This window comes from Pseudochrobactrum kiredjianiae, from assembly GCF_030362795.1.
Lineage (GTDB): Bacteria > Pseudomonadota > Alphaproteobacteria > Rhizobiales > Rhizobiaceae > Pseudochrobactrum > Pseudochrobactrum kiredjianiae.
Map to the genome: position 1 here is coordinate 136,668 of NZ_JAUCBM010000003.1, position 23,552 is coordinate 160,219.

A 23,552-nucleotide genomic window follows, 5' to 3' on the forward strand; every position below is an offset into this window, starting at 1 on the left:
AGCTTCACTAATTGTAGCAATAAAGCGGTTTAGCGCAGGGAGGCGCAGAAACGCTGAATGCGGATGCAGGCTTCTTCCAGCAGAGCTTCGGATGTTGCATAGGAAATGCGGAAGTTTGGTCCAAGACCAAAAGCCGAACCGTGAACAACGGCAACGCCTTCTGCTTCCAGCAACTCGGATACGAAATCTTCGTCTGTCTCAATAACCTTGCCCGATGGCGCAGTTTTGCCGATCAGACCTGCGCAAGACGGATAGACGTAGAATGCGCCTTCCGGTGTCGGGCAGTTGATGCCATTGGCCTGATTGAGCATGGAAACAACGAGATCGCGGCGACCCTGAAAGATTGCTTTGTTCGTATCAATGAAATCCTGCGGGCCGTTAAGAGCTTCAACAGCTGCCCATTGAGAAATCGAAGATGCGCCGGAAGTCTGCTGACCCTGTACCATGTCCATGGCTTTGATCAGTTCCAGAGGGCCTGCAGCATAACCAATGCGCCAGCCGGTCATAGCATAGGCTTTGGAAACGCCGTTCATGGTGAGCGTGCGGTCGTAAAGCTTTGGCTCAACCTGAGCAGGGGTCTTGAATTTGAATTCGCCGTAAACGAGATGCTCATACATATCGTCTGTCAGAATCCAGACCTGCGGGTGACGCAGCAGCACATCGGTCAGCGCTTTGATTTCGCTTTCCGTATAGGCCGCACCAGTCGGGTTCGATGGCATGTTGAGGATCAGCCATTTGGTTTTTGGCGTGATCGCAGCTTCCAGATCAGCTGCCTGCAGCTTGAACTGGTTGTCCATCGTGGTGTTAACGGTTACCGGTGTTGCGCCGCACAGGGCAACGATTTCGGGATAGCTGACCCAATATGGTGCAGGGATGATCACTTCATCGCCCGGATTGAGGGTTGCCATCAGCGCGTTGAACAGAATTTGCTTGCCGCCGGTACCAACGATTGTCTGTTCCGGTGTGTAGTCCAGATCGTTTTCACGCTTGAACTTCGCAGCAATTGCCTTGCGCAGTTCAGGGATACCGGAAACCGGAGTATATTTGGTTTCGCCGCGATTAATCGCGTCGATTGCAGCCTGTTTAATATTTTCAGGGGTATCAAAATCCGGCTCACCTGCACCAAGGCTGATAACATCTTTGCCCTTGGCTTTCAGCTCACGCGCTTTCTGGCTGACAGCGATTGTGGCAGATGGTTTTACGCGGGACAGTGCGTCGGCGAGGAATGCCATGATCATTACTCCTGAATGGAACTGGCGATCCGGCTGATAGGCCGGACAATAAAGGAAAACCCAAACAATGCGCAATCTCCTCAACTGCGCTTATTCAAGCGTTGTAACCGGTGACTGAGCAACCGCCATAACGCGTTGTTGAGCCCTTCGCGAGCGCAGACTGATCTGGTCGCATAATGTATCCGGAGAAGTGACAGTATCTACTGTTTTATGCCGGTGGGGAGCAACGCTGATATAGAGCCGGACTGTTCAGACAGAGGCTACAGCTTTATGTCGCAAAGCCGGAGAAAGTGCAAGGAAAGCTTTTATATCGCGGTGTAAATACGGTGTGTTAAAACAAATCAATGATAAAAAGAAAAGGCGGGTAAACCCGCCTTTTATTCGATCCCAGATTGTCAGTCAGTGTGACCGGAACGCCCTGTATCTCAAGCCTGAACCGCATAAATGCGGCTCTGAACCTATTGCAAATTACATTGCAACGAGGTTGTCGGCAGATGAACGGCCAGAGCGACGGTCCTGCACGATTTCGTAAGAAACTTTCTGGCCTTCATCGAGCTGAGCCAAGCCAGCGCGCTGTACAGCGGAGATATGAACGAACACGTCTGTGCCGCCCTGATCAGGCTGAATGAAACCGAAACCCTTGGTCGTGTTGAACCACTTAACTGTTCCCGTAGTCATGGGAAATTCCTTCAAATACATAGTAAATTCAGGTTCGCCCCTGAGGACGTTCCCGGTGGATCGAAGTTATTGATGGAAGATCATGGATGCAAGGCATTGCCGTGCGGGCCGCAAAATCACCCGACCGAAAATTCGATGGAGTTAACATATGCGACATTTTTGACCAATACAAGGCGGGTACTCACGAAATTTCACAGGGCGTGAGAATAATTTTTTAAGCTATATCCGTAGCTTGCAGGATTATTCGCGCCGGAGAATACTTGCAGAACCGATTTATTTTCTGAAATTTTGCAAAGAAAAAGGCAGCCCGAACAGGCTGCCTTTTTATAATAATCTTTCAAAAAGCCTTATATCAGGCTTTCTTGAAGTAGTCCTGTAACGGGCGAACTTCCAGCGAGCCAGCCTTCAGAGCTGCAATGGCTTCTGACACAGCTTCGGCACCGGCCATCGTGGTGTAATATGGCAGCTTGTGCATCAGAGCCGCACGGCGGATTGACTTGCTGTCGGAAACCGCGCTGACACTGTCTGTTGTGTTGAAGACAATATGAACCTGACGGTTACGGATGGCGTCTTCAATATGCGGACGGCCTTCCTGCACCTTGTTGATCTTGGTGGCTTCGATGCCCTGTTCTGCCAGATAGCGCTGTGTGCCGCCGGTTGCCAGAATTTTGAAGCCTTGATCCGCCAGACGTTTAACCGCCGAGACGATACGTGCTTTGTCCTGATCGCGAACAGACACAAAAAGCGTACCGTCGCGTGGCAGATCAACGCCTGCACCAAGCTGCGCTTTCGCGAAAGCCAGCGCATAGTCATAATCAAGACCCATGACTTCACCGGTCGAGCGCATTTCAGGGCCGAGCAGAGTGTCTACGCCCGGGAAGCGGGCAAATGGGAACACAGCTTCTTTAACAGCGATGTGGCGCTGTGCTTTGACATCCGGCTTGCCGCCATAGGCTGCGAGTGCCTGTTCAAGGCTTTCACCAGCCATAATGCGCGCTGCAACCTTGGCAATCGGTGTGCCGTTGGTTTTAGCCACGAAAGGCACCGTACGTGATGCACGTGGGTTGACCTCAAGCACATAGATGACATTGTCTTTGATCGCATATTGCACGTTCATCAGACCGCCGACATTGAGCGCCTTGGCCATGGCAATGGTCTGGCGTTCGAGTTCAGCAACGATTTCATCGCTCAATGTGTGAACCGGCAGGGAGCAGGCACTATCACCGGAGTGAATACCGGCTTCTTCAATATGCTCCATGATACCGGCAACGTAAGCGTCTTTACCATCGCAGAGGCAGTCCACATCCACTTCGATTGCATCGGTCAGGTAGGTATCGAACAGCAGCGGGTTTTTGCCCAGCAGCGTGTTGATCTGGCCGGTTTTATCATTCGGATATTTGGCTTTAATATCTTCTGTCACCAGTTCAGGAACGGTTTCCAGCAGGTATTTCTGCAACATACGCTCATCATGAATGATCTGCATGGCGCGACCACCCAGAACATAAGAAGGGCGAACAACCAGCGGGAAGCCGAGGTCACCGGCAATCAGACGTGCCTGTTCAACGGAATAAGCAATGCCGTTCTTCGGCTGGTTAAGACCGAGCTTGATCAGCAGTTTCTGGAAACGGTCACGGTCTTCTGCCAGATCAATTGCATCCGGTGAGGTGCCGAGGATCGGAATATTGGCCTTTTCCAGTGCATTCGCCAGTTTCAGCGGTGTCTGACCACCGAACTGTACGATCACGCCATGCAATGTGCCTTTTTCCTGCTCTTTACGCAGAATTTCGATCACATCTTCATCGGTCAACGATTCAAAATACAGACGGTCTGAAGTGTCATAGTCTGTCGAAACCGTTTCCGGATTACAGTTGATCATGATCGCCTCATAACCGGCATCGCTCAGCGCGAAGGCCGCATGGCAGCAGCAATAGTCAAACTCGATACCCTGACCGATACGGTTCGGGCCACCGCCAAGGATAACAACCTTTTTGCGCTCGGAAACATTGGCTTCACAAGCATCAATATTAGCAAAAGGTGTTTCGTAGGTTGAGTACATATAAGCTGTCGGTGATGCGAATTCCGCAGCACAGGTATCGATGCGCTTGAAAATCGGGTGTACTTTCAGCTCTGTACGATGTTTGGCAACATCCTTGGCATCTTTACGGATCAGACCGGCAAGACGGCTGTCCGAGAAGCCCATAGCCTTCAGATGGCGCATATTTTCAGCATCTTGCGGCAAGCCGTGTTCACGCACACGTTCTTCCATGGCCACGATTTCAGCCATCTGCTCAAGAAACCAAGGATCGATCTTGCAGGCCGCATGAATTTCATCCAGCGGCATGCCGAGGCGCATAGCCTGTGCAACCATACGCAAACGATCCTGCGTTGGTGTGCCGATGGCAGCGCGGATCGCGCTTTTTTCATCACCATCTTCGATATTCGGGATGGCGATTTCATCAAGGCCGGTCAGGCCGGTTTCAAGGCCACGCAGGGCTTTCTGCAAAGATTCCTGAAAAGTACGGCCGATAGCCATAACTTCACCAACCGACTTCATGGCGGTGGTCAGAACATTGTTTGCGCCCGGGAACTTCTCAAAGGCAAAACGTGGAATTTTGGTGACAACATAGTCAATGCTTGGCTCAAACGAAGCCGGTGTTGCACCGCCGGTAATGTCGTTTTCCAGCTCATCCATGGTGTAACCAACAGCCAGCTTGGCTGCGACTTTAGCAATCGGGAAGCCGGTTGCCTTGGAAGCCAGGGCGGATGAACGCGATACACGCGGGTTCATTTCGATAACGATCAGACGACCATTTTCAGGATTAACCGCGAACTGTACGTTCGAGCCGCCGGTTTCAACGCCGATTTCACGCAAGACTGCAATCGAGGCATCGCGCATGATCTGATATTCTTTATCAGTCAGCGTCAGAGCAGGGGCAACAGTGATACTGTCACCGGTATGCACACCCATAGGGTCGATATTTTCGATCGAACAGATAATGATGCAGTTGTCCGCTTTGTCGCGCACAACTTCCATTTCATATTCTTTCCAGCCGAGTACGGATTCTTCAATCAGCACTTCGGTGGTTGGCGAAGCATCAAGGCCGCCTTCTACGATTTCAAAGAATTCCGAGCGGTTATAAGCAATGCCGCCACCGGTGCCGCCAAGCGTAAAGCTCGGGCGGATAATCGCTGGCAGACCAACATGGTCAAGTGCCTGCGCCGCTAAGGCCATAGCATGGGTCATGTAACGCTGCTTGCGGTCGGTTTCGCCGAGCTGCCATTCAGTTTCCAGCTTGTCGAGCGCCTTGTCGAGATCATCGCCGGAGAGCTTTGCTTTCAACTCTTCGCGCTTGATCTTATGGGCTTTGCGATCTTCGTTTTTAACATCTGTCGCATTGGACAGCATGGATTTTGGTGTTTCGAGGCCGATTTTCGCCATAGCTTCGCGGAACAATGCGCGGTCTTCGGCTTTATCAATGGCTTTGGCGTCTGCGCCGATCATTTCAACATTATAGCGGTCGAGTACACCCATGCGTTTCAGTGAAAGCGCTGTATTCAGCGCTGTCTGGCCGCCCATGGTTGGCAGCAAGGCATCAGGGCGTTCTTTAGCAATGATCTTGGCCACAACTTCCGGTGTGATCGGTTCAATGTAAGTTGCATCTGCCAGATCAGGATCTGTCATGATGGTGGCCGGATTGGAGTTCACCAGAATGATCCGGTAGCCTTCTTCTTTGAGGGCTTTACAGGCTTGGGTACCTGAATAGTCAAACTCACATGCCTGACCGATAACGATTGGTCCCGCTCCGATAATCAGAATCGATTTGATGTCTGTGCGTTTTGGCATGGCTCTATCCTGTGTTTAGCGCTTATTTGGCTCTGCGACAAAAGCCCGAACGGTAAGACCGTCGGGTTCAGAGGCTGTATGATGCGTCTGGGCTAAGCGTGTCTTATAGGTAATCAATCCACGGAAAGTAACCCCTTAAATGCGATATTTGCGAGAAAATATGCGTTTATAACAAATCTTATTTAAAATTGACCGGCTTCTGGGCGCTTTTAAAATGATCTGTCTTTGATCTTGGCTAAATTACATGACGACAGAGTAGCGGGCACGGCTTTTCCGCTTTATTATGGCTGACACGGAATTGTGAAAAATAAGGAGAGCGCTGATGCGCTGGCAAGGTCGCGAAGAGAGTGACAATGTTGAGGATCGCCGTGGTGATAGCGGCGGACGTGGTGGCTTGGGCCGTGGGGGTATGCGCGGCGGCGGTCTCGGTGGCCCTGGTTTTCGCGTTGTAAAAGGTGGCGGGTTCTCCGGTATTGTTATTATGGGCGTGATCGCGCTCGTTCTGTGGATGGCTGGCATCAATCCGCTGCCAATCCTGTTCGGCGATGGTTCTATCCAAAGCACACAAGGTTCCGGCAGCTATTCGAGTGGCGGGGCAACCGCTCCGCGCGCCGATGACGAAGCCGCCAAATTCAGCCGCGTTGTGCTGAAGGAAACCGAAGAAGTCTGGAGCGGTATTTTTCAAGCTGCCGGCCAGACCTACAAAAAGCCGGTTTTGGTATTGTTTGATGGGCAGGTTAAATCTGCCTGCGGTTTTGCCGGAGCTGCCTCGGGGCCGTTCTATTGCCCGGGTGACAACAAAGTTTACATCGACCTGAGCTTCTATAATGAGCTGGACAAGCGTTTCGGCGCTTCAGGTGATTTTGCTCATGCCTATGTGCTTGCGCATGAAGTCGGTCACCATGTTCAGAACCTGCTGGGCATTCTGCCGAAGTTCAACCAGATGCGTCAGAGCATGAGCGAAGCGCAGTCCAATGCCATGTCTGTGCGTGTGGAGCTGCAGGCTGATTGCTTTGCCGGTGTCTGGGGTAAATATACCGAGCAGAAAGGTTTGCTGGAGCAGGGCGATCTCGAAGAGGCTCTGAATGCCGCTCATCAGATAGGTGATGATACTTTGCAGAAGCGTTCGCAGGGCTATGTCGTGCCGGAAAGCTTCAACCACGGTACGTCCGAACAGCGCGCCAAATGGTTCAAACGCGGCTTCGATACCGGCAAGGTGGATGCCTGCGATACTTTCAATAACCCTATCTAGTGGTATTCGCGCGCTGACGGTCTGCAAATGGCGCTTTTCTCGACTTCCGGTGCTCACGTACACACGGCACCGCACGTCCAATAGGACGTGCAAAGGTTGCCGTGATCTTTAAGGCTGCATAATCTAATCTTTCATCAGCCGATGAAAGGATTATGCAGGGTACGCTGCGCTCCGGTTCTCGAAAATCACCATTTTCGCCACGCCATCATCCCGAATACAACCTCGTGCTTGATAGAAAAATAAGAAGAAATGAAAAAGGCCGGTGAAAATCACCGGCCTTTTTGTTTCGTTCTAGGTTACGTCGCGTTCCTTTTTAAGCTCAGGCCGCGTCGCGTTCCGGTAGCGGATCTTGACCCTTGCGTGCGCGGATCAGATTGATAAAGCGGCGGAACAGGTAGAATGAATCTTCCGGTCCCGGTGAAGCTTCTGGATGGTGCTGTACCGAGAATACCGGCTTGCCGATAAGGCGCAGGCCGCAATTGGTGCCGTCAAACAGCGAGATATGTGTTTCTTCCACGCCCGCAGGCAGGCTGTCTGCATCCACCGCAAAACCGTGGTTCATCGAAACGATTTCAACTTTACCGGTTGTATGGTCTTTAACCGGATGGTTGCCGCCGTGATGACCCTGATGCATCTTCACAGTTTTGCCGCCTGTTGCCAGTGCCAGCATTTGGTGGCCGAGGCAGATACCAAACAGCGGAATATCGGTTTCAATCAGCTTCTGGATGGTCGGCACTGCATATTCACCGGTTGCTGCCGGATCACCAGGGCCGTTGGACAAGAAAATACCGTCCGGCTTGTGTGCCAGAATATCTTCCGCAGTTGCTGTTGCCGGTACAATCGTGACCTTGCCACCGAGGTCAGCAAACAGACGCAGAATATTGCGTTTGATGCCGTAGTCTACAGCCACCACGTGGAATTGCTCATCAGCCTGATTGCTGTAGCCTTCGTTCCAGACCCATGATTTTTCAGTCCATACGGATGACTGGCCGGATGTCACATTCTTGGCGAGATCGAGGTCAACCAGACCAGCCCAAGCGCTCGCGCGTTTTTTCAGCGCCGGAATGTCGAAATTGCCGCTCGGATCATGCGCGATGACCGCATTGGCTGCGCCTTTTTCACGGATCAGGGCGGTCAGTGCGCGGGTGTCAATATTGCTGAGGCCGATAATACCGTGCTGTTTCAGCCATTTGTCAAAATCCTGACTGGAGCGGTAGTTCGACGGTGCGGTAATATCAGCTTTGATAATGGTGCCGACTGCACCGGAGCGGCTGGCCGGATTAAGGCGCTCGCTGTCTTCTTCATTCGTGCCGGCATTGCCGATATGCGGGAATGTAAAGGTTACGATCTGTCCTGCATAGGACGGATCAGTCAGAACTTCCTGATAGCCGGTGAGGGAAGTGTTGAAGCAAACTTCTGCTTCAATTGCGCCGACTGCGCCGACACCCTTGCCTTCAATAACAGTGCCATCTGCCAATACGAGAACAGCTGTAGGCTTGGAGGTCGTCCAGGGTGCAGTTTTCGGTGTGGTTTCGGTCATTGAGGCACTCCTGATCAAAATTGCGCGCTGTGCTTGCTATTTAAGCGTGTCGCGTCCGGAACTCAGCCAGTGTCTGGCTTTCTGAACGGCAACTATGTGTTATATGTGCAGAGGCATCCCTGTATTACGAATACATGGCGTGCAAAAACGCGCCGGATACAATGAGCCCCGTCGCGAGAATGAAAAAATCTTCTGCTAAGATTAATAATGTAAAGAAATCTTAGCCTGCGGTCAATTCCTGATGCTCATGTTTTCCCGATAAAAGCGGATCAAGAGCTGAAAAGCGACCAGAAGGCTCGAAATTATGTATTTTCAGCCTATATGAAGCAGGCAGGGATTTGAAGAAAAATCCTCCATGCACTTTCGCCTTGATAGTCAATTGCGCTATAAGGCCAGTGATTTGCTTATTCCGGCCAGTTTTATCGTCTACGGAAGCGTTCCGCTTTTATGCACAGCGCATGTTTCTGTTTCTTTAAAACAGGGCATGATGTGCGGACTCAAGAGAATGTTTGAGTGATGCGCCCTCTGTGCTGAGCCTGTGCCGGATCTTATAAATTTAACAGACCGGATAACGAAACACGATTGCTATCCTGTTTAAGGAGACAAGACATGCTGCGTCAGGAAATTTCTCAAGCTCTGACAACGGCTATGAAAGCCCATGAAAAAATGCGTTCTTCAACGCTGCGCCTGATATTGGCTGCTCTGAAGGATCGTGACATTGCCAATCGCGGCGCGGGTAAAGACCCTGTGTCGGATGATGAAATTCTGGCAATCCTCGCCAAGATGATCAAGCAGCGTGAAGAATCTGCCAAGATGTACGAAGAAGGCAATCGCCTTGAACTGGCAGAAACTGAACGCGCGGAAATTGTGATTATCAAAGAATTTTTGCCGCAACAGCTCAGCGATGAAGAAGTTCGTGCGAATAGCGCTGCTGCTATTGCAGAAGTTGGCGCTGAAGGCCTGCGCGATATGGGCAAGGTTATGGCTGTTCTTAAAGAGCGCTACACTGGCCAGATGGATTTTGCTAAAGCCAGCGCGGTACTCAAAGAACTGCTTGGCAGCTAAGTTTATATTGTATGCAAAAAAAAGCCGCGCTGGTGACAGCGCGGCTTTTTTCATTGAAGTAGTGGCTCGTTTAGCCTTCCGTGGCGGCCTTAAGGCGTGTGCCGCCGAGCATGCCTTTTTCTTCCAGTACCGGATAGGCCATTGAAGCCAGTAGCGAATTGATCTGCTTGAGATCGCGGATCGTATCCAGATGGATCGAGCTGGTTTCGACACTGCGAACTGTACCTTCGCGCAAGCGCTGGAAATGCATTTCACTGGTGCGTTTTTCCATATCCCGCAGATGGTCTTTTTCACGTACGAGCTGGCGGGCCGTATAGCTGTCCCGCGATACCAATACGTTAAAGGCCAGATGCGCGTTTGAGAGAACCATAGCGTGGAATTCTGTCAGCTCATCCCAGCCTTCCTCGGTGAATTCCAGCTTGCGATCCATCTTCTTCTGCACATGCACCAGCATATTGCGCACGATAATGTCGCCAACCTGTTCCAGCTTGACGCAAGCGCCAAGCAGTTCCTGTGTCCGCAAAGCTTCGTCTTCGGTCAGTTTTTGCGTTGCCAGCTTTGCCAGATAAAACTTGATAGCAGCATGGCGGCTATCCAGACGATCATCCAGCTTGGCCAGTTCATTAATGCTGACCTGATCCGGCTTCTCGTAAAGATCAATAATACGGCGCAGCATCACATCAACGGTTTCGCAGGTACGTACAACCTCGCGTGTCGCATTGCCGAGTGCCAATGGCGGGGAGGTAATCACACTCATATCCAGTGCGCTGATTTCCTGCGTGAAGATAGTTTCACTCGGGGTTTCCGGTTTCGCTTTGAGATTAACCAGCGCTTCCGTGGCACGCAGTACCAAGCCGGAGAGCGGGATGCCTGCGACCAGAATAATCATGTTGAACAGGATATGCGAATTGACCACCTGACTAACCGGATCGGCACCAAGAAACGCGACCGATGGTTTGAAAGTTAGAAACAGGATCAGAATAACCAGCGATCCGGCACCGCGCATCAACAGATTGCCCAAAGGCACAACACGGGTTTCCGGCGGTGCATTACGTGTGAGCAGTGGTGCGATAATAGAGGAGCCTAGATTGACGCCCAGAACCATGACCACAGCGAGATCAGGATGAATCAGCCCGCGTGAGGCAAAAGTAGTGAGCAGGATAATGGCTGCGATGGATGAGTGGAACAGCCATGTCATCAGAGCTGCAAGCAGATAGGTGGTGACAGGATCGCTGGCCAGATAATCAACAATCACCGGCAGCAACTGGCTGTCGCGCAGTGGTGTTGTCGCTTCGCCTGTCAGCTCCAGCGAGAGAATAAGCAGGCCGATCCCGACCAGAATTTTACCATTCTGCCGCCAGAACAGACGCTCGGAAGACATGGACAGAAAAGTACCAGCCACCAATGCCAGTGGAACCAGTAAGGTCAGGTCATAGCTGAGGATTTTAACAACGAGGGCAGAGCCAAGCTCGCCGCCGCGCACTGCCATAAGACCGGCCACACCGCTGACAAAGCCTGCGCCGACAAAAGAACCAACCAGCAATGTGACTGCGGTTGAGCTTTGTAAGGATACGGCCAGCAATACACCGAAACTGACAGCCAGAACGGGATTTTGCATATATTTGCGCAGCCGTCGTCGCAAGCGGTCGCCATAAGCGCTCTCTACACCTGCCCGAACCATACGGGTTGCCCATAACAGCAACGCGACTGCCCCTGCCAGATGCAGGAGGACGACTGAACCATTCAAATGCATATTCCTTTTTATTGCTGGATGATTAGCTCATCCTTGTTTGTTCCCGGTTTTTAGCTCCGGATGATCCGTATTCGGACACACTGCCAGCGTATAGGTGCTTCACTTGCTGAATGTACGGGACGGATAAATGCAGTGCGAAAATCATGCACTGGCTAACCAATTTAGGCATATTATCTTTAATTTGGAAGAGGGGAGATACCTCTGAAAGATGATATTTAAAGTTTTCATGACAAATTTATGACATTTAGCCGACTAATATGAAATCCTTTGTTTTCAGGCCGTAAGCTATATTATCGTGCATGATTGAATAAGATCATAAGCGATAATTATGACAGTTGTGTAGTTTGCTTATAGAAGGGCATGCACCAATATGTGTGTAGCGGGGAAAGATATGGCTTGCAGGCGTGTTTTTCCGTAATTCGTGTTATTACATAGAAGAGCAGTCTGACTGTTCTGACTTGCCGGACTGTTGCCGGTTAGAGAGTTGAGAGAGAATTTAAAAGCGTATGCGTTTTCCCCCGTCCTTCCTTGATGAAATCCGCGAGCGCGTTCCGATATCGTCTGTGATCGGGACACGGGTGAGCTTTGATCGCAAGAAAACCAACGCATCCAAGGGCGATTACTGGGCATGTTGTCCGTTCCACGGGGAAAAGAGCCCGAGCTTCCATTGTGAAGATCGTAAAGGTCGTTATCACTGTTTCGGCTGTGGCGTGACCGGCGATCATTTTCGTTTTTTGACTGAACTTGAAGGTCTGAGTTTTCCGGAAGCCGTAACGCGCATTGCCGATATGGCCGGTGTGCCAATGCCGGTGATGGATGCCGAGCAGCAAAAGCGTGAGGAAAAACGCGGCACGCTCTATGATGTGATGGAACTGGCGGCAGGATTTTTTGAAGATCAGTTGCAGGCTTCCGTTGGTGCTAAGGCGCGATCTTATTTGCGCGATCGCGGACTGAGTGCCCAGACACAAGCTGAGTTCCGTATCGGGTATGCGCCGGAAGGGCGTAATATTCTTAAAGAGTATCTGGCTTCCAAAGGCGCTACACGCGAGCAGATTGAAGCCTGCGGCATGGTGGTGCATGGCGAGGGCATTGCGGTGTCTTATGATCGCTTCCGTGACCGTATCATGTTTCCAATCACCGATAGCCGCAACCGTGTTATCGCATTTGGCGGGCGTGCTATGTCGCCGGATGCGCCGGCCAAATATCTCAATTCGCCGGAAACCGAGCTGTTTCATAAAGGGCGTGTGCTCTACAATATGGTGCGTGCGCGTCGTGCCTGTCAGGCGCAGCATGGCGAGGAAGCCAAGCCGGTCATTGCTGTTGAAGGCTATATGGATGTGATCGCGCTGGCGCAGGCGGGATTCAATGAGGTTGTAGCGCCGCTGGGAACGGCTTTGACGGAAGAGCAGATGGCACTGCTCTGGCGTATCAGCTCTGAACCGGTTTTGTGTTTTGACGGTGATCAGGCGGGCTTGCGTGCAGCTTATCGTGCGGTCGATACCGGCTTGCCGAATTTGCAGCCGGGCAAATCATTGGCTTTTGCACTGCTGCCTGATGGCAAAGATCCGGATGATCTGGTCAAGGAGCAGGGAGCGTCCGCTTTCAGAACAGTATTGCAGGATTCCAAGCCTCTGGCGGAAATGCTGTGGATGCGCGAGACGGCGGGCGGCAATTTTGAAACGCCTGAACGCCGTGCAGAGCTTGATGCACGGATGCGCACCCATGTGGCACGGATCAAAGACGAGAGCGTTAAACACTATTACAGCCAGCATATGCGTGAGAAATCGCAGAGCTTGTTCGGTCCGAAATGGGGACGTCAGAATGCCGGTAAGCAGGCAGGCGGTTTTGGCGGTAAAGGTAATTTTCAACCGCAGCGCGGCAAAGGTGGTGGATTTGGTGGCGCATTTGGTAATGCGACATCAACCAAGGCTTCGGATAGCCTGACCCGTTCCGCCATCGTAAAAGGCGGTGCGTCAGCGCCAAGCCTGCGGGAAGCAACGATTGTACTGACATTGATTAATCACCCGCCGCTGATTGATGAGAATTTTGAAACGGTGGCAACGCTGGAGCTTTCTCATGCGGGGCTGACAGCATTGCATGCTGCTGTTTTAGACGTGATGGCCAGTCACTTGGCTGAAGACGGCAAGATGATGCGCAAGACACTCAACGAGAGTGGTTTTGCCGAGTTACTGGATGAGTTGGAACTGGTTGTGCGTCGTGCGCGTCTGTGGCCAGCGACGCTGCTGGCGGCCGAAGAAGATGCACGTGCAGCGCTCAAGCAGGCGATGCACTTGCAACTGCGGGCGCGGACACTACATAAAGAACTAAGAGCCGTAGAGGAGGCTCTCACGACTGAAGCTTCAGCTGAGGTTTTTGCACGTTTGATTGATATTCAAAGTGAAATTCGCAAGGCTGACGCGACCGAAGCTCTCATTGAGGGGTTCGGGCAGTCTTCAGGACGACCGCCCGGCGGTTTCTGACGGAGCGTCTGAAAATGAGACAATGTGAATATAAAGGTGCCAAGCAGGGCTGATTTGACCTGAAACAGACCGGAAATTGCACTCTTTAGTGATTAACCGGCGTCACTCTGTCGCGAATCTTCATAAATGATTCGCTTTTTATGAACGAATCATATGAGTCGCATTCTTTGACTGTATTGGTGAAGACACGTCAGTCGCTTTAGTGGCGAACAAAGACACAATCTGAACAGTGGTTCATTACCGGTACAAGGTCAATAAGGGGCTGAACAGGCTCTGTAAATATGAAATTTGCAAACCGGTGTTTTATTTGCCGCATCCGGCAGGGAACACGGTTAATCCGGTTTTAACGCGAAAGCGCTATTGCCGGTTCTATCGATAGTCACGGGGCATAACGCGAATCGCTCGTTTTGTTGTTCATTCTGCCCGATGGACAAAACGAACTGATCGTCTGGAGATAAATATATGGCAACGAAGACAAAGGAAAACGAAGAAGCTGAAGTCGAGCGCGATGGCGCGACCGATGGGCCGCTTCTCGACCTTTCAGACGACGCTGTCAAGAAAATGATCAAGCTCGCCAAGAAACGTGGCTATGTCACGATGGACGAGCTGAATGCCGTGCTGCCTTCTGAAGAAGTCACATCCGAGCAAATCGAAGATACAATGTCGATGCTGTCCGATATGGGCATCAATGTTGTTGAAGACGATGAGCAGGATGCCGACGCAGAAGAGCGCGACGATGACAGTGAAGAAAGCGGCGGCGATCTGGTAGAAGCCAGCGGCACCGCTCTGGCGACAACAACAACCAAAAAAGAACCAACGGATCGTACCGACGATCCGGTGCGTATGTATTTGCGCGAAATGGGTTCGGTTGAGTTGTTGTCGCGTGAAGGTGAAATCGCGATTGCCAAGCGTATTGAAGCTGGCCGCGAAACAATGATCGCCGGACTTTGCGAAAGCCCGCTGACCTTTCAGGCTCTGATTATCTGGCGTGAAGCGCTGAACGACCAGCAGATTTTGCTGCGCGAAATCATTGATCTTGAAACCACCTATGCTGGACCGGAAGCCAAACAGGCGCCGGTTATCGAGCGTGTTGAAGAGCAGCCTGCTCGTCCTGATGATAAATTGGGTCGTCGCTCACGTGATGATGATGACATCACCAATGTTGGTGGTGACACGCAAGAAGAATATGACGACGAAGAAGACGATGAAGCCAACCTGTCGCTTGCTGCGATGGAAGCCGAATTGCGTCCTCAGGTCATGGAAACCCTCGATCTGATCGCTGATACCTATAAAAAACTGCGCAAATTGCAGGATCAGCAGGTTGAAGGTCGTCTGGCAGCTGCCGGTGAATTGTCGACCTCGCAGGAGCGTCGCTATAAGGAGCTGAAAGATCAGCTGATTAAAGCGGTTAAGTCGCTGTCGCTGAACCAGAACCGTATTGAATCGTTGGTTGAGCAGCTCTACGACATTAACAAACGCCTTGTTCAGAACGAAGGTAAATTGCTGCGCCTTGCGGAATCTTTCGGCGTGCGCCGTGAAGAATTCCTCAAAGAATATCAGGGCAATGAGCTTGACCCTAACTGGACTGAACGTCTGGCTACACTGACCGCACGCGGCTGGAAAGAATTTGTAGCGAAAGAAACGCGCGGCATTGAAAACCTGCGTTCAGAAATTCAAAATCTGGCCACTGAAACCGCGATTTCGATCGGTGAATTCCGCCGCATCGTTAATCAGGTGCAGAAGGGTGAGCGCGAAGCAACCATTGCTAAAAAGGAAATGGTTGAAGCAAACCTGCGTCTCGTGATTTCGATTGCCAAGAAATATACCAACCGTGGTTTGCAGTTCCTTGATCTTATTCAGGAAGGCAATATCGGTCTGATGAAGGCGGTTGATAAGTTTGAATATCGCCGTGGCTATAAGTTCTCGACTTATGCGACATGGTGGATCAGACAGGCAATCACCCGTTCCATCGCGGATCAGGCGCGTACCATCCGTATTCCGGTGCATATGATCGAAACGATCAATAAGATCGTTCGCACAAGCCGCCAGATGCTGCATGAGATCGGCCGTGAACCGACACCGGAAGAACTGGCTGAAAAGCTGGCTATGCCTTTGGAAAAAGTGCGTAAGGTGCTGAAGATCGCTAAGGAGCCTATCTCGCTTGAAACCCCTGTTGGTGATGAAGAAGATTCACACTTAGGCGATTTCATTGAAGATAAGAATGCGCTGCTGCCAATTGATGCGGCCATTCAGGCGAACTTGCGCGACACGACAACACGCGTATTGGCATCGCTGACACCACGTGAAGAGCGCGTGCTGCGTATGCGTTTCGGTATCGGTATGAATACCGACCATACTCTGGAAGAAGTTGGTCAGCAGTTCTCGGTTACCCGTGAGCGTATCCGTCAGATCGAAGCGAAGGCCTTGCGTAAGCTGAAGCATCCGAGCCGTTCGCGTAAATTGCGTTCGTTCCTGGATAGCTAAAAGTACAAAAGATGCCGTCATCCTCGTAGTGGCGGCATTTTTCCAGAGCGGTTTACGTCCCAACGGGATCATGGCGTTCGCTCTCAATTCTTTGTTTGGTCGCATTGTCTTGCCATTCAGGTTAGAGCAACTTGAATGTGAAATGCTCTGGGGGATAGAATGTCTTTTCTTAAACGCCTTTTTGGCCTTGGTGGTTTTGAAGCCGTAGCTGATAAAGCGCAGGCTGAACCGGTAAGCAGTGAGCATAAAGGCTTCATCATTCTGGCGACGCCTTATAACGAAGGCGGACAGTTCCAGACATGCGGGCTGATCCGCAAAGAAATTGACGGTGTTTTGCAGGAGCATAAATTCATTCGCGCAGATCGCTTTGCGACCATGGATGATGCAGTGAATATTACTCTGATTAAAGCGCGTCAGATTATTGATGAGCAAGGTGAGGGGCTATTTCGCTAAACAGAAGCGAAATTGCAATGCATAAAGGCCCGGTCTCCGGGCCTTTTATTTTGAAATTGATTTATCCGGCCGCAGTTAATTTGTTACAATCATGCGGGAAGGTGAGGATGTTATGAGCAAACCATTCTGGCAAACCAAAACACTGCGTGAACTGAACAAGCATGAATGGGAAAGCCTTTGCGACGGCTGTGGCCAGTGCTGCCTGCATAAATTGCAGGATGATGATACGGACGAGATTTACGGCACAGGTGTTGCCTGTACGCTTTTGGACGGTACAAGCTGCCAGTGTTCGGATTATCCGAACCGCAGAAAAACTGTGCCGGATTGCGTATTTCTGACGCCTGAGATTATTGAAACTGTGCGCTGGTTGCCTGAAACCTGCGGCTATCGCCGCGTGTCTGAGGGCAGGGATCTGGACTGGTGGCATCCGCTGGTGTCCGGCTCAAAGGAAACAGTGCATGAGGCTGGTATTTCTGTACGCGGAAAAATCACTGCTTACGATCATGATTTGCCGGATGAAGAGGCATTTTTAAAGCATATGACCGGCCATATTGCCTGATAGGGTATATAATTACTGTTTGATGAACTGTAAATGAATGATTGATTGCTGCTGCATTCAGAAATAGCCTGCTACTTATTGGATATTGAATTTAACAACAATAACGATCCAAGGAGAATGCTATGTCGGGTTTTTCAATGAAAGCAGTAATTGTTTCAGGTCTGATTGGTCTTGCAGGTGTTTTCTCTGCCGGTGCATCAGCGCAGGCCGCTACACCGATGGTATCAGTCGCAGTCAGCGGTACGAGTGTAGGCGCACCGGTGGTGCAGGTTAATCATCGTAACGGACATTATAACCATCCGCAGTATCGCCCGAACCGTTATGCCTGCTCACCTCGCGAGGCAACATCCAAAGCTTCTCGTATGGGTATTCGCGGCACACGTGTTCACAGCAACCGCTCGACAATCCGTGTTTCAGGCTACCGTCATGGCCGACCAGCAAGCGTGCTGTTTGGTAAGGCGCGTGGTTGCCCGATCCTGCGCTAAACGGAAACTGATACACTGAAATCAATATCTTGCAGGCCGCGAAGGGAAAGATTCGCGGCCTGTCGTTTTTTAAGATTATTGCCGGATCATTATTGGCTCTGTGATTTACAAAAACATATTGTTTTACATCATGATGTACGGAATTTGAGCCAATATTCTTCATGTGATTAAACACTGAATAATAATGTTTTGGCTGATCTGCGAGTTGGTCTTGCGATCATGTTTCGATTCAGGTAGATCGGAGTTGTGTGGGCCTGTAGCTCAATTGGTCAGAGCCGGCGGCTCATAACCGCTTGGTTGGGGGTTCGAGTCCCTCCGGGCCCACCATTTTTAATTTCTCCGATCAGTAATCCGTTTCATTGGACTGTGAGCTCTTTAAGCTGCCATGACCATCTGTGGTCAAATCGTGAATCCTGCAAATCGGGATAGCTGTCACGCGGATAAACAAGCCAATAAGGGCCTTTATCTTTGATGGTCAGTCGTTTGCCATCCATGAATGCTGCTATGAGCGTTTTATAATCAACTGCATCCCGAAGTGGTATATCGACGATATAGTCGTTCCAAGCCGTTAAGCGCAGCAGCGCAGAGGCATTATAAGTGCTTGCATCAATACCGGCTTTCTTGAGAATGTCGGTCAAAGCAATGCCTTCAAAATGATGAACCCCTGTCGTCCATGCGGTTTGGGTTTCGATTGTTGCGCGGGGCAGGTTCAGAAGCTCCTCCTCAGACAAGATGACAGTAGAACCGGATTGATCGGTAATCCGCAGATTACCGATTTTATCGGTTTGAGCACTGCTTATGCCTGTGAGTATGAAGGTGCTGTAACTAAAAGCGGCTAGAATTACGAATTTTCTAAGAAAATTACGTCTTGATGCTCCCGTCATCACTGCTCACCTTTTCTTGTTTCGGTATTTAGAAGGTCTTAATTAAGAGATATATCGTCATTTGTGTTGCGACAATACAGGTGTTTTAAGTGCTGTGACTTTTCTTGCGGCAGAAATGCCACCCCGCTCTGTTTGTTTGATGACAAGAGGGAGTAACCACGAAGTATCAACTCATCCTGCCAATAGTGAGGCTAAGGCTAACGAAGATGCCTAAAGCCAAAATCCAATTGGTGATTGTGATCGCGGATTGTTGTTTTTCGAACAATCTTAAAACACCCCAGACAACAGCCCATGTTATTAGAGTGCCGATAACCGCACTTCCGGCGAAACTTGTCAGTACTTCAGAGCTTTCGGCTCCTGCGATCAGTTTGCTCAGAGCTTTGCTAGTGCCGAACAGCAGTGCAAAGAGAAACAGCGTGGCAGCTGAGCCCATATCGGGTTTCACAGGTCGATATTACGCTTAATAGGCATCGTCCTCATCTTCATCGTCATCAGCTTCTACGACGTCCCATAGAAAAGCGCGCAAGCGCTCTTCCATAGTTTTTCGGGATGCGCCGGATTTTTCCAAATCACGTTTCAGTTTGAAAAAGCGCTCCTTGTCCTCCGGTGAAAGATATTTTGTCGCGGATTCCAAGTTTGATAATTCGTTGGCCATAAAATTTTGTAAGCTTCTGCAAGAGGAGAGGGCATATTTTGTTGTCTTCAGTTAGTAAGGTATTATACGACTTCTGCACAGAGCGTTTTTGATATGGCGGCCAGTTATGATTTATGAAGACTATAATGCATTTTGTGCATCCTTGCCTGCCACCTCCCATGTTGTGCAGTGGGGCGGAGCGCATGTCTGGAAGGTTGGCGGCAAGGTTTTTGTTATTGGTGGTTGGAATAAAGATCAGCCGAGTTTCAGCTTTAAAGTCAGTCATATTGCTTATGAAATGCTGCAAGAGCAGCCGGGGTTACGCCCTGCACCCTATCTTGCTTCACGGGGCATGAAGTGGATACAGCATTACGAAGCGCCCGGTCTGAGTGATGAGGAGTTGAAAGATTATATCAGAGAGTCTCATCATCTGGTTGCGCAAGGTTTGTCGAAAAAGAAGCAGAGAGAACTTGGTCTTCTTGAATAACCTGCTCGCGTAGACGCGCTGGATTAGCGCTTTTTCATAATCAAGGTATCGCTGGATCTGGGAGCCGTATAATTCATAACAACACGTATTGTTCTGGATTTAGCGCCTGATTTATTGGCGCAATCAAGCAAGGCTTGTTGTGCGCTGAGGGCAAAAATCTTACCGGCCTCGCGAACGGGCTGATACTCGACGGCAACGACCTCTGTGAGATCACCATCAGCATTATAAGTGACTTCAAACACAGCGCGGGCTTTCTGATAATCCATTTTTTCAGGAAGTATCCAGCATTTCGCCGCCATATCCGCAATGACTTCTGCAATAGGGGCGGCATGCAACGCAGACGGAAACAGGCTGAGTGCCGCAAGAATAGCTAAACAGGTCTTCTTCATATTTCCCCAAAAGCATTGTCACGTGTCTGTAATACATAGGCATAAAACGTGAGGAGTGGTAGGGCTTTGTCGGTTTATTCAGGCAAATGCCGTGAATATGATCGGCTGGGGGAGACGATCTCTGTAAAATAATTGTAGCTTTCGCTTGCAGAGACAATTGTCGAATTTTCATGATAATGCGTTGATCGCAAAAGGATCGCGCAGGAGGAGATGGATGCCGTTACAGTTATTTCAGGGGCTCTCAGCGTTTCCTTTAACGCCTGTGAACGCAGATGGTCAGATAGATCTGGATCGTTTGGGGCAGATGTTGGAGCGGCTGGTTAAGGCGGGTGTTGATTCAATAGGTTTGCTCGGTAGTACGGGCACATATGCTTATCTGAGTCATGCTGAAAGATCGCAGGTGCTGGCAACAGCAGTTGAGACTGTGGGTGGACGGGTGCCGCTGATCGTTGGTGTCGGGGCGCTGCGTACAGATTGGGCACAGCAATTTGCGCGGGATGCGGAAAAAGCGGGGGCAGACGGATTGTTGCTGGCGCCGGTTTCTTATGCTCCGTTGACAGAAGCTGAAGTTGCGCTGCATTTTGAAGCAGTGGCAGGCGCAACAGCTTTGCCCTTATGTATTTATAACAATCCGGGCACGACGCATTTCGCATTCACAGAAGCTTTGCTCGCGCGGATATCTGCATTGAAAAATGTTGCGGCAGTTAAAATGCCTGCACCGGCAGATGGTGATTTCAAGGCTGAGTTAAGCCGGTTGCAATCGGCATGTGTGCCGGATTTTGCAATTGGTTATAGCGGAGACTGGCATGCTGCACCTGCTTTGCTTGCCGGGGCAAAGGCTTGGTATAGTGTGGTGGCGGGCTTGTTGCCGGTTCCGGCATTGCAGCTCACAAGAGCGGCGCAAAGTGGTGATACAGCTGCGACTGCTGTGCGTGATGCGGCGTTTGAGCCTTTATGGGCGCTGTTTCGCCAATATAGCAGCTTGCGGGTTATGTATGCGATAGCGGAAGAACTGGGTTTGCCGGCAGGTCTGCCGCCTGCACCGCTTAAACCAATCCCGTCAGAAGCAAGAGAGGCGGTTGCACAGGCGCTTGAGGGTCTGCGGAAAATTTGAGGGCGACGTTTTTGAGTCATTCAAGATGTTTGCTCAAAAATGCAGATACAAAAAAGCCCCGGAAATCCGGGGCTTTCTTTTTAACCTGTCGTAACAGATTAGAACTTGTAGTTTACACCAACGCGAACGGTGTGGAACGGAGCTTTAACTTCGCCGAAGCGGTTGCCGTTAACATCGTCCAGTTTCAGCTTGCCGAGGTCGGTATAGAGGTATTCCGACTTCAGAGTTACGTTGTTGGTCAGTGCGTATTCTGCACCGGCACCTACAGTGTAACCAACTTTAGTGTCGGACTGGGAAAAGCTGTTTGTGCCATCAAAAGCAGAAGCTTTGATCTTACCGTAAGCAACACCACCTGTTGCGTAAACCATGAAGCGGTCTACTGGTGTGTAACCGAGACGAGCACGTGTTGTACCGAACCAGTTAACTTTAGCTTCTGCGCCAAGGCCGCCAACTTCAACATCGGACTTCAGACCAGCGCCCTGAATGTCAGTTTCAAGACCAACGATTACCTGGTCGAACTGCCAGTTATAACCAGCCTGAACACCACCGAGGAAACCATTCGAGTTGTCTTTAGCGGAGGCGTCAACATTGTATGCGTTGAACTTGTTTTTGCCGCCAGCATAACCGGCGTTCACACCGACATAGCCACCTGTCCAGGAGAAGGTGTCGGCAACAGCAACAGGAGCTGGTTCGTTGTATACGATAGCATCAGCTGCAAAAGCGCTTGTGGAGGAGAGAAGCAGAGCAGCTGCCAGAGTTGTATATTTCATTTGATGAACTCCTTTTTGATTTCGTTAGAAACATAAGATGTACCCATCGAAATGTCTGTCACAAAAATGCAACAGCAAGTTCTTATCGTCTTGAAGTAAATGTGATCGCATTGACACTTTTCGGCCATAATGTAATTGTGCGCGCCGCTCACGCAAATGTGTTATTTCTCACGGTAATATTATGCGATCTGCCCCGCGCTATGGCCCGATGCCCATGCCCACTGGAAATTATATCCACCAAGCCAGCCGGTTACATCCACACATTCTCCAATGAAATAAAGACCTTGTACCTTTTTCGACTCCATTGTCTTTGAGTCGAGTTCATTGGTGTTGATACCGCCAAGTGTCACTTCTGCCGTGCGGTAACCTTCGGATCCTGCCGGTTTAAAATGCCAATCCTGAATTGCAGCAACGAGATTAGCCAAAACTTTGTCGGACAAATCAGCCAGAGGCTTGTTCAATTGTGTCTTTTCCGTGAAAAACTGAGCCAAACGGCGGGGTAATTTCTCTGCAAGAGCCGTTTGAGCGGACTGTTTTCCGTTCATTTTTCGTGCATTTTTTAACAATGCGAGGAAGTCAAAGTCCGGTTCAACGGTCAAAGTGACCTCATCACCCTCCCGCCAATAGGATGAAATCTGCAGAATCGCAGGTCCGCTCATACCGCGATGGGTGAAAAGCAGGGCTTCGCGGAATCGGGTTTTGCCGTGACGCAGCTCTGCATCGACTGCGATTCCCGATAGCGGGCTGAGTTGTTCGAGAAGATTTGGCTCCAGCGTCAGCGGCACGAGACCCGGACGTGTTTCAATCAGACTATGACCAAACTGATTGGCGACCTGATAGGCAAAACCGGTTGCGCCCATCTTAGGGATGGATTTACCGCCGGTGGCAATCACCAGAGAACTGGCTTCGATCTTGTCATAACTCGTTGTAATCGCAAAACCGTCAGTGGTTTTGCTGATATCGGAAACGGTGGTGTTAAGATCGAGCCGGACATTGGCCTGCTGCATTTCTGTCCGCAGCATATTGATAATGTCTTTGGCGCTGTTATCGCAAAACAGCTGACCCAACGTCTTTTCATGCCAGTCGATGCCATATTGATTGACCATGGCGATAAAATCTTGTGGCGTGAACCGTGCCAGTGCGGATTTGCAGAAATGCGGGTTGTCGGACAGATAGTTCTTTGCTGTCGCGTGAATATTGGTGAAGTTGCAGCGGCCACCGCCGGAGATACGGATTTTATCACCCGCTGATTTGGCATGATCAATCAGCACAACGGAGCGACCCCGCTGAGCAGCACGGATTGCACACATCATGCCGGCAGCACCTGCACCGATAATTACAACGTCTTTTTTCTCTGTCACGGTGAGGCTTTCTGATACGGGTAATAAGAAGGAAGGGCTTATATAAAGCAAAAAAGGCAGCCGTCGAGCGCTGCCTTTCATTGTGGAG

The 23,552-nt window shown here is 50.5% G+C and carries 20 protein-coding genes and 1 tRNA gene; 10 read left to right on the plus strand and 11 right to left on the minus strand.

The genetic code is table 11. From position 1 onward, the window contains the following. Positions 1-29: 29 nt before the first annotated feature. The 3 genes from QUF18_RS08400 to carB form a co-directional block, all read right to left on the minus strand. Positions 30-1,232 carry a pyridoxal phosphate-dependent aminotransferase gene (locus tag QUF18_RS08400; RefSeq protein ID WP_289386599.1) on the minus strand — a complete coding sequence of 401 codons (1,203 nt, stop codon included), beginning with the start codon at positions 1,230-1,232 and terminating at the stop codon, positions 30-32. A gap of 468 nt (positions 1,233-1,700) precedes the next feature. Next, positions 1,701-1,910: a cold-shock protein gene (locus QUF18_RS08405; RefSeq protein WP_113944690.1), complete on the minus strand. Its 210-nt coding sequence runs from the start codon at positions 1,908-1,910 to the stop codon at positions 1,701-1,703. Between the two features lie 352 nt (positions 1,911-2,262). Beyond that, positions 2,263-5,754 (minus strand): carbamoyl-phosphate synthase large subunit, encoded by a 3,492-nt coding sequence (carB, locus tag QUF18_RS08410; protein ID WP_289386601.1) that lies wholly within the window; start codon positions 5,752-5,754, stop codon positions 2,263-2,265. Positions 5,755-6,076: 322 nt separating this feature from the next. Between carB and ypfJ the strand changes: the two genes are divergently transcribed. After that, positions 6,077-7,006: a KPN_02809 family neutral zinc metallopeptidase gene (gene ypfJ, locus QUF18_RS08415; RefSeq protein ID WP_289386602.1), complete on the plus strand. Its 930-nt coding sequence runs from the start codon at positions 6,077-6,079 to the stop codon at positions 7,004-7,006. A 319-nt stretch (positions 7,007-7,325) separates the two neighbouring features. On the opposite strand, the gene carA is transcribed toward ypfJ, so the two are convergent. Next, a complete protein-coding gene (carA, locus tag QUF18_RS08420) occupies positions 7,326-8,546 on the minus strand; it encodes a glutamine-hydrolyzing carbamoyl-phosphate synthase small subunit (protein WP_289386603.1) in 1,221 nt (406 codons plus the stop codon). A 609-nt stretch (positions 8,547-9,155) separates the two neighbouring features. Between carA and QUF18_RS08425 the strand changes: the two genes are divergently transcribed. Then, positions 9,156-9,611, plus strand: a complete 456-nt coding sequence (locus QUF18_RS08425; protein ID WP_289386604.1) for a GatB/YqeY domain-containing protein — start codon at positions 9,156-9,158, stop codon at positions 9,609-9,611. Positions 9,612-9,681: 70 nt separating this feature from the next. On the opposite strand, the gene QUF18_RS08430 is transcribed toward QUF18_RS08425, so the two are convergent. Continuing rightward, positions 9,682-11,358: a Na/Pi cotransporter family protein gene (locus QUF18_RS08430; protein ID WP_289386605.1), complete on the minus strand. Its 1,677-nt coding sequence runs from the start codon at positions 11,356-11,358 to the stop codon at positions 9,682-9,684. A gap of 512 nt (positions 11,359-11,870) precedes the next feature. On the opposite strand from QUF18_RS08430, the gene dnaG reads away from it, so the two are divergent. From dnaG to QUF18_RS08460, 6 genes are all read left to right on the plus strand, one after another. Next, positions 11,871-13,844, plus strand: coding sequence for a DNA primase (gene dnaG, locus QUF18_RS08435; protein WP_289386606.1), 1,974 nt, complete (start codon positions 11,871-11,873; stop codon positions 13,842-13,844). A gap of 462 nt (positions 13,845-14,306) precedes the next feature. Beyond that, positions 14,307-16,328 (plus strand): RNA polymerase sigma factor RpoD, encoded by a 2,022-nt coding sequence (gene rpoD, locus QUF18_RS08440; RefSeq protein ID WP_289386607.1) that lies wholly within the window; start codon positions 14,307-14,309, stop codon positions 16,326-16,328. Between the two features lie 159 nt (positions 16,329-16,487). After that, on the plus strand, positions 16,488-16,781 hold the full coding sequence (locus QUF18_RS08445; protein ID WP_289386608.1) for an HlyU family transcriptional regulator: 294 nt from the start codon (positions 16,488-16,490) through the stop codon (positions 16,779-16,781). A gap of 112 nt (positions 16,782-16,893) precedes the next feature. Beyond that, positions 16,894-17,340: a YcgN family cysteine cluster protein gene (locus tag QUF18_RS08450; RefSeq protein WP_374806526.1), complete on the plus strand. Its 447-nt coding sequence runs from the start codon at positions 16,894-16,896 to the stop codon at positions 17,338-17,340. A gap of 122 nt (positions 17,341-17,462) precedes the next feature. After that, positions 17,463-17,825 carry an antifreeze protein gene (locus QUF18_RS08455; RefSeq protein ID WP_289386612.1) on the plus strand — a complete coding sequence of 121 codons (363 nt, stop codon included), beginning with the start codon at positions 17,463-17,465 and terminating at the stop codon, positions 17,823-17,825. Positions 17,826-18,075: 250 nt separating this feature from the next. Next, positions 18,076-18,152: transfer RNA gene (locus QUF18_RS08460), tRNA-Ile, on the plus strand. Positions 18,153-18,181: 29 nt separating this feature from the next. Here the strand turns inward: QUF18_RS08460 and QUF18_RS08465 are convergent. The 3 genes from QUF18_RS08465 to QUF18_RS08475 all read right to left on the minus strand — a co-directional run bounded on the left by QUF18_RS08465 (position 18,182) and on the right by QUF18_RS08475 (position 19,364). After that, on the minus strand, positions 18,182-18,709 hold the full coding sequence (locus QUF18_RS08465) for a putative pterin-binding protein (RefSeq protein WP_289386613.1): 528 nt from the start codon (positions 18,707-18,709) through the stop codon (positions 18,182-18,184). 166 nt (positions 18,710-18,875) lie between these two features. Next, a complete protein-coding gene (locus QUF18_RS08470) occupies positions 18,876-19,142 on the minus strand; it encodes a hypothetical protein (protein WP_289386614.1) in 267 nt (88 codons plus the stop codon). A 27-nt stretch (positions 19,143-19,169) separates the two neighbouring features. Next, positions 19,170-19,364, minus strand: a complete 195-nt coding sequence (locus QUF18_RS08475) for a hypothetical protein (RefSeq protein ID WP_289386615.1) — start codon at positions 19,362-19,364, stop codon at positions 19,170-19,172. A gap of 106 nt (positions 19,365-19,470) precedes the next feature. On the opposite strand from QUF18_RS08475, the gene QUF18_RS08480 reads away from it, so the two are divergent. After that, on the plus strand, positions 19,471-19,830 hold the full coding sequence (locus tag QUF18_RS08480; protein WP_289386616.1) for an MmcQ/YjbR family DNA-binding protein: 360 nt from the start codon (positions 19,471-19,473) through the stop codon (positions 19,828-19,830). Positions 19,831-19,853: 23 nt separating this feature from the next. Here QUF18_RS08480 and QUF18_RS08485 read toward each other — a convergent pair whose 3' ends face one another. After that, on the minus strand, positions 19,854-20,219 hold the full coding sequence (locus QUF18_RS08485) for a hypothetical protein (protein WP_289386617.1): 366 nt from the start codon (positions 20,217-20,219) through the stop codon (positions 19,854-19,856). A gap of 214 nt (positions 20,220-20,433) precedes the next feature. On the opposite strand from QUF18_RS08485, the gene QUF18_RS08490 reads away from it, so the two are divergent. Next, positions 20,434-21,333, plus strand: a complete 900-nt coding sequence (locus tag QUF18_RS08490) for a dihydrodipicolinate synthase family protein (RefSeq protein WP_289386618.1) — start codon at positions 20,434-20,436, stop codon at positions 21,331-21,333. Positions 21,334-21,431: 98 nt separating this feature from the next. Here the strand turns inward: QUF18_RS08490 and QUF18_RS08495 are convergent, their stop codons facing one another. Continuing rightward, positions 21,432-22,103 carry an outer membrane protein gene (locus QUF18_RS08495; protein WP_289386619.1) on the minus strand — a complete coding sequence of 224 codons (672 nt, stop codon included), beginning with the start codon at positions 22,101-22,103 and terminating at the stop codon, positions 21,432-21,434. A gap of 179 nt (positions 22,104-22,282) precedes the next feature. Next, positions 22,283-23,464 (minus strand): BaiN/RdsA family NAD(P)/FAD-dependent oxidoreductase, encoded by a 1,182-nt coding sequence (locus QUF18_RS08500; RefSeq protein ID WP_289386620.1) that lies wholly within the window; start codon positions 23,462-23,464, stop codon positions 22,283-22,285. Positions 23,465-23,552: the final 88 nt, after the last annotated feature.

Bases quoted from the DNA above. Each gene is read 5' to 3' on its own strand.
- QUF18_RS08400 (WP_289386599.1), bottom strand. From the start codon at position 1,232: ATGGCATTCCTCGCCGACGCACTGTCCCGCGTAAAACCATCTGCCACA.
- QUF18_RS08405 (WP_113944690.1), bottom strand. From the start codon at position 1,910: ATGACTACGGGAACAGTTAAGTGGTTCAACACGACCAAGGGTTTCGGT.
- carB (WP_289386601.1), bottom strand. From the start codon at position 5,754: ATGCCAAAACGCACAGACATCAAATCGATTCTGATTATCGGAGCGGGA.
- ypfJ (WP_289386602.1), top strand. From the start codon at position 6,077: ATGCGCTGGCAAGGTCGCGAAGAGAGTGACAATGTTGAGGATCGCCGT.
- carA (WP_289386603.1), bottom strand. From the start codon at position 8,546: ATGACCGAAACCACACCGAAAACTGCACCCTGGACGACCTCCAAGCCT.
- QUF18_RS08425 (WP_289386604.1), top strand. From the start codon at position 9,156: ATGCTGCGTCAGGAAATTTCTCAAGCTCTGACAACGGCTATGAAAGCC.
- dnaG (WP_289386606.1), top strand. From the start codon at position 11,871: ATGCGTTTTCCCCCGTCCTTCCTTGATGAAATCCGCGAGCGCGTTCCG.
- rpoD (WP_289386607.1), top strand. From the start codon at position 14,307: ATGGCAACGAAGACAAAGGAAAACGAAGAAGCTGAAGTCGAGCGCGAT.
- QUF18_RS08445 (WP_289386608.1), top strand. From the start codon at position 16,488: ATGTCTTTTCTTAAACGCCTTTTTGGCCTTGGTGGTTTTGAAGCCGTA.
- QUF18_RS08450 (WP_374806526.1), top strand. From the start codon at position 16,894: ATGAGCAAACCATTCTGGCAAACCAAAACACTGCGTGAACTGAACAAG.
- QUF18_RS08455 (WP_289386612.1), top strand. From the start codon at position 17,463: ATGTCGGGTTTTTCAATGAAAGCAGTAATTGTTTCAGGTCTGATTGGT.
- QUF18_RS08465 (WP_289386613.1), bottom strand. From the start codon at position 18,709: ATGACGGGAGCATCAAGACGTAATTTTCTTAGAAAATTCGTAATTCTA.
- QUF18_RS08470 (WP_289386614.1), bottom strand. From the start codon at position 19,142: ATGGGCTCAGCTGCCACGCTGTTTCTCTTTGCACTGCTGTTCGGCACT.
- QUF18_RS08475 (WP_289386615.1), bottom strand. From the start codon at position 19,364: ATGGCCAACGAATTATCAAACTTGGAATCCGCGACAAAATATCTTTCA.
- QUF18_RS08480 (WP_289386616.1), top strand. From the start codon at position 19,471: ATGATTTATGAAGACTATAATGCATTTTGTGCATCCTTGCCTGCCACC.
- QUF18_RS08485 (WP_289386617.1), bottom strand. From the start codon at position 20,219: ATGAAGAAGACCTGTTTAGCTATTCTTGCGGCACTCAGCCTGTTTCCG.
- QUF18_RS08490 (WP_289386618.1), top strand. From the start codon at position 20,434: ATGCCGTTACAGTTATTTCAGGGGCTCTCAGCGTTTCCTTTAACGCCT.
- QUF18_RS08495 (WP_289386619.1), bottom strand. From the start codon at position 22,103: ATGAAATATACAACTCTGGCAGCTGCTCTGCTTCTCTCCTCCACAAGC.